At 38.6% G+C, this 8,790-nt stretch carries 5 protein-coding genes; all 5 read right to left on the reverse strand.

The features are described from left to right. The coding region (locus VK541_RS25295; RefSeq protein WP_324373435.1) for an MFS transporter at positions 1-316 on the reverse strand (316 nt) is incomplete at its 3' end. A 79-nt stretch (positions 317-395) separates the two neighbouring features. Further along, entirely contained in the window at positions 396-2,306 is a 1,911-nt protein-coding gene (locus VK541_RS25300; protein WP_324373437.1) for a glycoside hydrolase family 97 protein, read from the reverse strand. Between the two features lie 191 nt (positions 2,307-2,497). Then, positions 2,498-3,064 carry an RNA polymerase sigma factor gene (locus VK541_RS25305; RefSeq protein ID WP_324373438.1) on the reverse strand — a complete coding sequence of 189 codons (567 nt, stop codon included), beginning with the start codon at positions 3,062-3,064 and terminating at the stop codon, positions 2,498-2,500. A gap of 151 nt (positions 3,065-3,215) precedes the next feature. Further along, on the reverse strand, positions 3,216-7,403 hold the full coding sequence (locus VK541_RS25310; protein WP_324373439.1) for a hybrid sensor histidine kinase/response regulator transcription factor: 4,188 nt from the start codon (positions 7,401-7,403) through the stop codon (positions 3,216-3,218). A gap of 500 nt (positions 7,404-7,903) precedes the next feature. Beyond that, positions 7,904-8,790 (reverse strand): RagB/SusD family nutrient uptake outer membrane protein (locus VK541_RS25315; protein WP_324373440.1); only part of this gene is annotated, 887 nt, incomplete at its 5' end.

The following is an 8,790-nucleotide window of genomic DNA, read 5'->3' on the forward strand; positions in this document are numbered from 1 at the left end:
CAAATGAATTCGCGTCCGCGGCAGGAACAAATAAAAAGGTTCCTGAGGCAAAGAGAGCAAGCCCCAGTATAACACCTGCTTTATATCCGAAACGCTTAAGGAACATCCCGGCCGGAATGCTCATCACAAAGTAAGCTCCAAATACAGACAACTGGATCAAACCAGACTGGGATTTTGAGACGTTCAACACATTTTGAAAATGCTTGTTCAATACATCACTCATCGAATGGGCTATTCCCCACAACATGAACAATGAGGTAACAAAAATAAAAGTAACAAGAAATTTCTTCTCGGTGAAGGCTGGTTTATCTGACATTGACTTTATATTTTGATTCTGTAAAAAGTTTAATTGAAATTATTATGCCTAATCCTGTCATTTGATGAATCAGACTGGGTTATTTCATCTGCTCTGAAAGCCAGATGGCCTGCCCGCCCGAAGGCATTAAATTAACATCGATCATAGTATTACGATCAATGGTTTTTTTGATGACCCCTACTTTAGTTGCTGTTTTAACACTGGGGTCATCAAAATATATACTGGCAGTATACGTTTTACCTTCCGGCAAAAAATCAAATTTTATTTTTAGGTTCCTGGCTTCATTATTTGTAATCGTTCCTAAAAACCAATCGTTCCTGCTTCTTCGGGCAGTAGTGATAAACTTACCGGGAAATCCTTGCAGTACTTTTGTTTCATCCCAGGTTACAGGAACTTTATCCCAGAATTCCAATTCAGGTTCGTTGTGATAAAAAGAAGGTTTATCGTACCAGTACAAAGTCTGCAGCGGACTAAAATTGACAGCTGCAAGAGCAAGCTGGTGCGCATGAGTGGTCTTGATACGCTTGTCAAAATAACAAATCGTATAGTCTGCGGCACCGGCAAGATAACGTGTAAAGGGCAACACTGTATTACTCGTTGCATCCGGCATCTCTTCATTTCCACGAACACCCTCCGCAGTCATCAGGTTGGGCCAGGTACGCTGCTCTCCGGTAGGGCGCCAGTCATCATGAACATTAACCATAATGTGGTTCACAGCAGCTTGTTGAATGGTCTTTTCAATCCATGTAGTCCAGCGATGAGAGCCTGATTGCACAAAACCGAATTTGACACCTGCGACGCCCCATTTTTTATAGATGGAAAACAGACTGTCACTTTGCATCAAAAGTGCCTGCTGATTTACGTACAGCCATACTCCAACACCTTTTTCTTTACCATATTTTATGATAGCCGGAAGATCGAAATCCTTAATGGCAACTTTAGAGGCATCAGACTTGAAGTCAAAAGCGGGGCCATACCATTTCCAGTCAAACAATATATACTGTAAACCACGATTTGCAGCAAAATCAATATTATCCAGCGCATCTTGAGTAGTTTGAGACATGACGCGCATGATCTTTCCCGGCTTTATCCAGCTGAGATCTTTGATCCGGGACGGCTCATTCAAATTCAAAATTAAGTGATTGTTCTCTGCCAGTTTACCCGGGCTTTCGGCGATCATGATCACTCTCCAGGGAGTGGAAAATGGTGAAATGAGATCCGCAGGCGTAAACATGGAGATTACGATGGTGTTGGGTTTAACAGGATCTAATTTAAATTTTGCGCGTGCATAATCAACCATTCTCGCTTCGGTCAGAACAGCATAAAGACCATTTGCAAGTTCTAAAGTCAAAGGTCTTTCCGCCTCCCCTTCCCAATTATTTAAGGGCAATTTATGATAGGCTGCCTGAGCCCATTTGGCTACCCATGCCTGTGTGCCAGCCGGAAGGCTAAACTCTGTATTTTCAGAAACAATGCGGTAATAGGTTCCTTTTTCATTTTCAGGAAAAAAATAATGAAATGCAACCCCCTGGTCATACACACGGACCTCAATATTCATCAGATAAATAGGATTGTCATCCTTTACCGTTTCTATAGTCAGCGCATTAAAATGGTCACGAATAATTGCTTTTTCACCATACACAGGTTTCCAGGAAGTATCTCTGGTTACACTGCTGATTTTTTTTACCTGCAGGTTTTCAAACCAGCGCTGATGTTTGTCTATTGGAAGGGCCATTGCACTTTCAGAAAGGTGATTGTCAAGCTGCAATTCCATTACCGATTCTCCGATAACAATTTTATTTTTATAGGCCACCTGATAATAAAAAGTCTTTTTACCCGCCGGATCACTTTTCTGGTAAAACCTAAAGGAAGTATACTGATCAGGAGAAAGCAAAACTGCTTCTGTTCCCGGCACAATGTTTTGTCCGGAAGAGGAATAGATGCAAAGAAAAAAAAACAGATAGGTTAATACACATTTAATTGAAGTCATATTTATTTCACGTAAAGGTTTTGGCTTGAGCAATGCAAACAGAGAATACCAATGGAGCAAGTCCGGTATGCTCTTATTTTCCGTAATGAGAGGGGCAAATCATATTTGTTTTTTCTAAAATTCTTTTCCTTCATAATGGTAATGACAGGAAAAACTAAAACAGATACTCTATTGTGACCAATTAAATTTGTTCAGGCCGCATATATCTTGGAAAGAGAGCTGGCCTCCCGCAATACCTGAACAGCTCTGTAAATATGATTGACTACAGACTGATATTTTATACCCGTAATCTCTGCAATCTCTGTATATTCAAGGTTCTGAAAAAAATGCATATGAATCACCTCGCGTTGTCTTGCCGGTAATTTATTAATGGTATTCAATATTACCCCTTTAAGTTCGGAATCGAATTCATCAGCGATGATTAACTCCTCGTGTGAAAATTCAAACTCAGTTACAGGCATTGCATCCAGCTTTGACTGTTTTAATTGGGTGCTTCGAATATGGTTTAAAACGATAGAACGCGCGGATTTATAAAAATAAGCTTTCACATTAAGGATATAACCAATACGCAGCTTATTTTGCCAGAATTTAATAAAAAGATCCTGTAACAAATCGTTGGCCGAATCCTCGTCCTTGATCATTTTGACAATATAACTGAATAAGCATGGATAGAGTTCCTTGTGCAGTAAAGCAAACGCTTTTTCTTCCCCGTCTCGCGTACTATTCCATAAAACTATTAATTTGTCAACTTTGTCCATAAGACTCAATATTTGGTTGAGACGAATATGGACAGTTAGGAAAAAATACAGGAGTATAAAATCGTAATTAAGGAGTAGTTTTTCGCCTTATGGCCTTCAAATGGATGCTGACAGCTATTTAATCAAAAAAACAGTGATTTTATCTTTTACGCTATTCCTTTTTTTTGTTCGGAACCTCATCTTGAATTTTATATTTCTTATTGAAATATTTTCTGTTCTTTTTTATGAATTCAGATGGGTTTGAATGAAACAATTTCAAAAATTGTTTGCCGAAGTATTTTGAATCATTGAAACCTGTTTGAAAAGCAGCCTCGGTAACATTACAATCCGTATTGATCATTAATTCAGCTGCCTTGCGCAATCGGATAAAACGGATAAAGGCACTCACTGACTGTCCGGATATTGATTTTACGCGTTTGTACAAATTAGAATGGCTCATGCCAATTTCATTTGCCAAAGATTTTATACCAAAATCTGCATCGTACAAATGGTTTTCCACAATGACGATACACTTTTCCAGGAATTTCTTATATTCTTCTGATATAGCAATCGTATTTGACTGAAGTGTGATTTCATTATAAAAATAATTCTGGAGGTTGTTCCTGTTCTTTAGCAAATTAGCAACCCGTGCCACCAGGTATTCTTTTTCAAATGGTTTTCTGATGTAATCATCAGCACCTCCTTCCAGGCTCTTAAGCTTTACTTCCTGTGACGAACTGGCCGTTAGCAGTATGACCGGAATAAATGAAAGCGCAGGATCCTCTTTAATTTTTTCGCAAAGCTCAATCCCGTCAATGCCCTGCATTCTAAAATCAGTTATGATCAGGTCAGGTAATTTCTCGTGCGCAAGGTATAAACCATTTTCTCCATTTTCAGCTTCATAAATGATATAATCGGACCTGAAAATGCTTTTAATATATTGCCGGATATCAGATTCATCATCAACAATTAAAATACTCTTTTTATCAGTAATTAAATTACCGGGTATATAATGTTGCTCCTGCTGGAGGTCTGTCTCAGAGAATTCATCGAGCAATAATTCATTGAATAAAACCGATTCAGTTTCAGGTGCAAGATTTTTAATTACGCTTGGAAGATGTTTAAATCCTTTTAATAACATTAGGGAGAACTCTGTGCCCCTGCCTAGTTCACTTTTATAAGTTAACTTTCCAGAGTGTGCATTTGTAAATTGTTTCGCGAGATAAAGACCTATGCCAAACCCTGGTTTTAATAAATGATCATTCCTCTTTGCCTGATAAAACCGCTCAAATAATTTGTCTCCTGCGTCTTCCGGAATACCGTATCCTGTATCGATCACTGAAACCAATATTTCTTTGGAGGTTTCATTCACCCTGATGGTAACAGAACCGTGAGGCGGGGTATATTTTAATGCATTTGAAATGAGATTAAATAAAACAATTTCTATTTTTTCACGATCTGCATAAACCTCCATGTCTTTATTCTCAAAAGTGAAATTAAAGCTGATCATTTTGGAATTTGCCTGTTGTATAAAACAAAGGTATACTTCCCTGCACAAGTCATAAAAGTTTAATTTTGAAGCATTAATGTTGTCAGACTCCGTATCCGCCTTTCTGAATAGCAGCAACTGATCAACCAGACTTAACATTCTCCGGGCGTTCCTATGAATAATATTTAATTCCGGGAGATAATCAGATTGATGATGATGAAATTTTTCAATCAGGTCTTTAACAGGATTTATGACCAGTGTAAGCGGTGTTCGGAACTCGTGGGAAACATTGGTGAAAAAGGAAAGTCTTTTTTCATTCAACTCTTTTTCCTTTTCATTGATTACACGTTCTTTCTCATGCTCTGACCTTTCCTTTTCATGTTTTGCAACTTCAGTTTCGTATTCAGCTTTCTTTCGCTGAGCTTCAAGATTAATAATCTTTACTTCGTACCGTAATTTAGTTTGTTTTGCCCTGTATATCAGATATATATATATTATGGACACCACAAAGCCTGTATACATCATATATGCCCACCATGTCCTGTACCAGGGTGGCAATATTGTAATTTTCAAGGCAATTTCCTGCTTATTCCAAACTCCGTCTATGTTAGTACATTTTACTTTAAAAATATAAGTCCCTTCATCAATATGTGTATACGATGCAATTCTGCCGTTCCCTGTATTATTCCATCCCCTATCCCACCCGTCCATATAATATGCATACATGATCTTATTGGGGGCAGAATATTCAAGAGCGGTGAACTCAAAGGAGAATACTGCTTTATCATACGGAACTTTTAGTTCCCTGACCCCCTCATCTGAAGTCTTCTGAATATAAGAAGGGTTTGATTCAAGCCGCATATTATTGACATTCAGCTTAGTTAACAGCAAATTTGGTGTCACGTTTACAGGTACAATTGAAGAAGGCTCAAAAATATTGAACCCTCTGATGCCGCCAAATACCATTTCACCGGAACTTAATTTGAGCGCTGCATTGATCTGAAACTGGCTACTCTGAAGTCCATCACTCTGATAAAAATTTTTAAATACTCTTTTTACGGTATTGAATTTAGATATTCCATTATAGGTACTCATCCAGAGATTTTTTTTACCATCGTCAAGAATTGTAAGCACAGAGTTGTTGCATAAACCATTTTCGGTAGTATATCTGGCAGTTATCCTGTTCGATTTTCGATTAAACAAAAGCAAACCGCCACCTTCTGTACCAATCCATAAATTGCCATTTAAATCATCGTAAATGGCTCTTACCGTATATCCGATGTTATAAAATTTATGTTTTTTGGTTATTTTGTCAATTTTAATCAGTTGATTTAAATTACCGCCCCACAAAGTTCCTTCAGAATCTTCATTCATTACAAAAAGATCGGTCAGGCGTGTATCAAAAAGCTCAAATTTATTTCTATCTCTGTTTAAACGATATAAAGCTCCCAGCAAACTTCCCCGCCGTAATGTGCCCGCCCAAAGATTTCTGTCGTGATCCTGGTATAATGTAAATACAACTTTGCTTTCAACTCCGGTTAACGGATTTATACATTTGTACCTTTCAAAGGAATTCGTAGAACGCTCAAACCGGTTCAGACCATTGGAAAAAGTTCCAAGCCAAATGTTATTTTTATAATCCGAAACCATAGAAGTTATAGAATTATCTGAGAGGGATCTTTGATCACCGGAGATATTCTTATAATTTACAAAGGAATTGGCGCTTCGATCCCAGATATTCAATCCGGAATCTTCAGTGCCGACCCACACTTTATAATCATGATCTTCGTAAAATGCAGAAACAGCATTTCCGGCTAAGGTATTTTTGCTATCAGAATCGTGAGCTATGGTTTGGAATCTTTTTTTATTAGGATCAATAGTATTTACACCACCTAATGATGTTCCAATCCATTTCCTGGAATCCTTGTCAAGGTAAATAGAATACACCGTACCCCCCCTTGGAAAAATCTTACTACCTAGAGCAGGCAAAGCTGAAACTTTCTTTTCATCAATATTATAAATGTAAATCCCATTCCCGCTCGTGCCCAGCCAAAGATTCCCTGATTTATCCAGTGTAATACTGGTTATCCCTCTCGAATTTACCGTTTTTTCTGATAAAACTACCTGCTCAGCTTTATGCTGCAATATATCGAATTTAAACAATCCGCTATTGGTCCCTATCCAGATGTCGTTGCCATTAATCTCCATGCAAAGCGCTAAATAAACAGCAGTGTTCACCACTCTGAGTTTCATAGAATTGTAATCAAGTGCACACAGGCCAAGATTTTGAACAAACACCCAAATTTTGCCTGTAGCATCTGTTTTTATAGCCTGGACCCCGTAAACGGTCGTTTCTTTGCCCTTGGTCAATAACGGAATCTGATCGGCAATGAATTCCCCTTTTCTGCAGTACAACAAACCCAAACCTTCGGACCCAATAAAAACATTCCCTTTCCTGTCCGTTTTAACATCCTTTATAACTTCTCTTATGGGATATGCGGTCTTTTTATTTGGACGGTACTTAACCGTAGCAAATTTTCCAAAAAGATCATTATAAACACTAACTCCCTGACGCGTTCCTATCCATAAATTGTACTCTGAATCGCTTGTGATGGAATGTATGATATTATGCACAAGGGAATTTGGATCATTGAATTCATTTCTAAATACTTTAAATCCGTATCCGTCATATCTGTTTAACCCATCCCGTGTTCCAAACCACATGAATCCTTTATGATCCTGGTATATACATCTAATCAGATTATTAGACAAGCCATGCTCTATCCCTAAATATTCAACCGCAGGGGGATCTGTTGCCTTAATCTCCGTCAGATTAAAAAGAAAAAGTATTAAAATAAGAAAAATTCTCATCCAGATCCTGTTTATTAATTTAGCATGATAAATACAAACCTTACGCATGTTTCATATCCCGTATCTGTAACGCTAATAATTGCTCGTGAGTGACTAATATATAATAATTTACCTGCAAAATTATAAGTCCAAGTGAAACAATATTGATGGATTCCCCGTAACCGATGACAATCCTTTATCATGTTTTGTTGCTTTTTGAGATTGTTTATCTTTCCTCTCTGGATGTCCCGGTTCTTTTACCGCTGCGAAATCAATTAATGTGATGTAATGCTCATGTTTTAATTTTTTTAGTATATACTTAATTTTTCGTATCCTAAATAATTACCTAGTGGAAAGCGGGGCTCACTGAGCTGAAAGAATCATTTTTGAAGTAAAAAGCGTCATTTTCAGCTCGGAATAATAGGGCCCTCATACACTGTCTACAATCACTTTTAGGACAAAAGAAAAGAGGGTATATCATAGATCATGATCACCCTCTTCATTCTTATCCATTAAAACAGCTACCAATCCGGGTTTTGTACCAGCTTAGGGTTAAGCAGAAGCTGTTGTGTCGGGATTGGATACAGGTAGTTTTTTTCACTGAACAGCCGTGCGGTGTTATCCAGTATTAAATAGCCATTTGCATCGCGGGGATTGGTTGGCGCCGGAACTAGCGGATTTGGGCCAACCTGTGCCTGGGTTCCTACATATTTGATACTTATCGGCCAAGGACTTACGAATTGGCTTGCATTATCATAAGCGGCACCACCAACATTGGTAACCAGATCTGTCCCAGCACTGTGCCAGCGTTTGATATCATCAAACCTAAAGCCTTCATAGTAAAGTTCAATGAACCGCTCACGCCTTATTTCTGTGCGAAGATCTAATCCGTTGGCCCCCGCAAAGGCATTGGTTAAAGGCGGCATATTTTTATTGACACGCAGGCGCACCAGGTTAAGCGATTTGTCTAAGTCGGCATCACCAATTGCCCCATTATGCTCGTAAACCGCCTCAGCATAGTTTAACAAAACTTCAGCGTACCTGATCACCGGATAATCTTCCGATTCCTTCTGATCGGGACAGTTACGTTCGGTCACCCACTTCTGGTTAGCATATCCGCCTATCTGGGTAATTTTTCCCTGCGAATTGGCAATATCGGCGGCATCATTTGCCCATGTGACGCGGAAATTGCTGGCACCGTACCAATAGTGCATATTCAATACTTTAATTGTATATCTCAAGCGATTGTCCCGATTGGCAAATTCCGACCCATAGGTTTGAAATCCCTGAAATTGCGGCGATTTTTCGATGGGCAAACCATCCTGGCAGAGGAATGCGTTAACATACTTATGTTGCGGACCGATCTGCGTGCCCTGACGACTGATATTTATACCTACATTTTTTAGCA

This window comes from Pedobacter sp. (assembly GCF_035317785.1).
Taxonomy (GTDB): Bacteria; Bacteroidota; Bacteroidia; order Sphingobacteriales; family Sphingobacteriaceae; genus Pedobacter.

What these genes read in the sequence shown, in the direction of transcription:
- VK541_RS25310 (WP_324373439.1), bottom strand. Translation starts at nt 7,403, where the DNA reads ATGAGAATTTTTCTTATTTTAATACTTTTTCTTTTTAATCTGACGGAG.
- VK541_RS25305 (WP_324373438.1), bottom strand. Translation starts at nt 3,064, where the DNA reads ATGGACAAAGTTGACAAATTAATAGTTTTATGGAATAGTACGCGAGAC.
- VK541_RS25300 (WP_324373437.1), bottom strand. Translation starts at nt 2,306, where the DNA reads ATGACTTCAATTAAATGTGTATTAACCTATCTGTTTTTTTTTCTTTGC.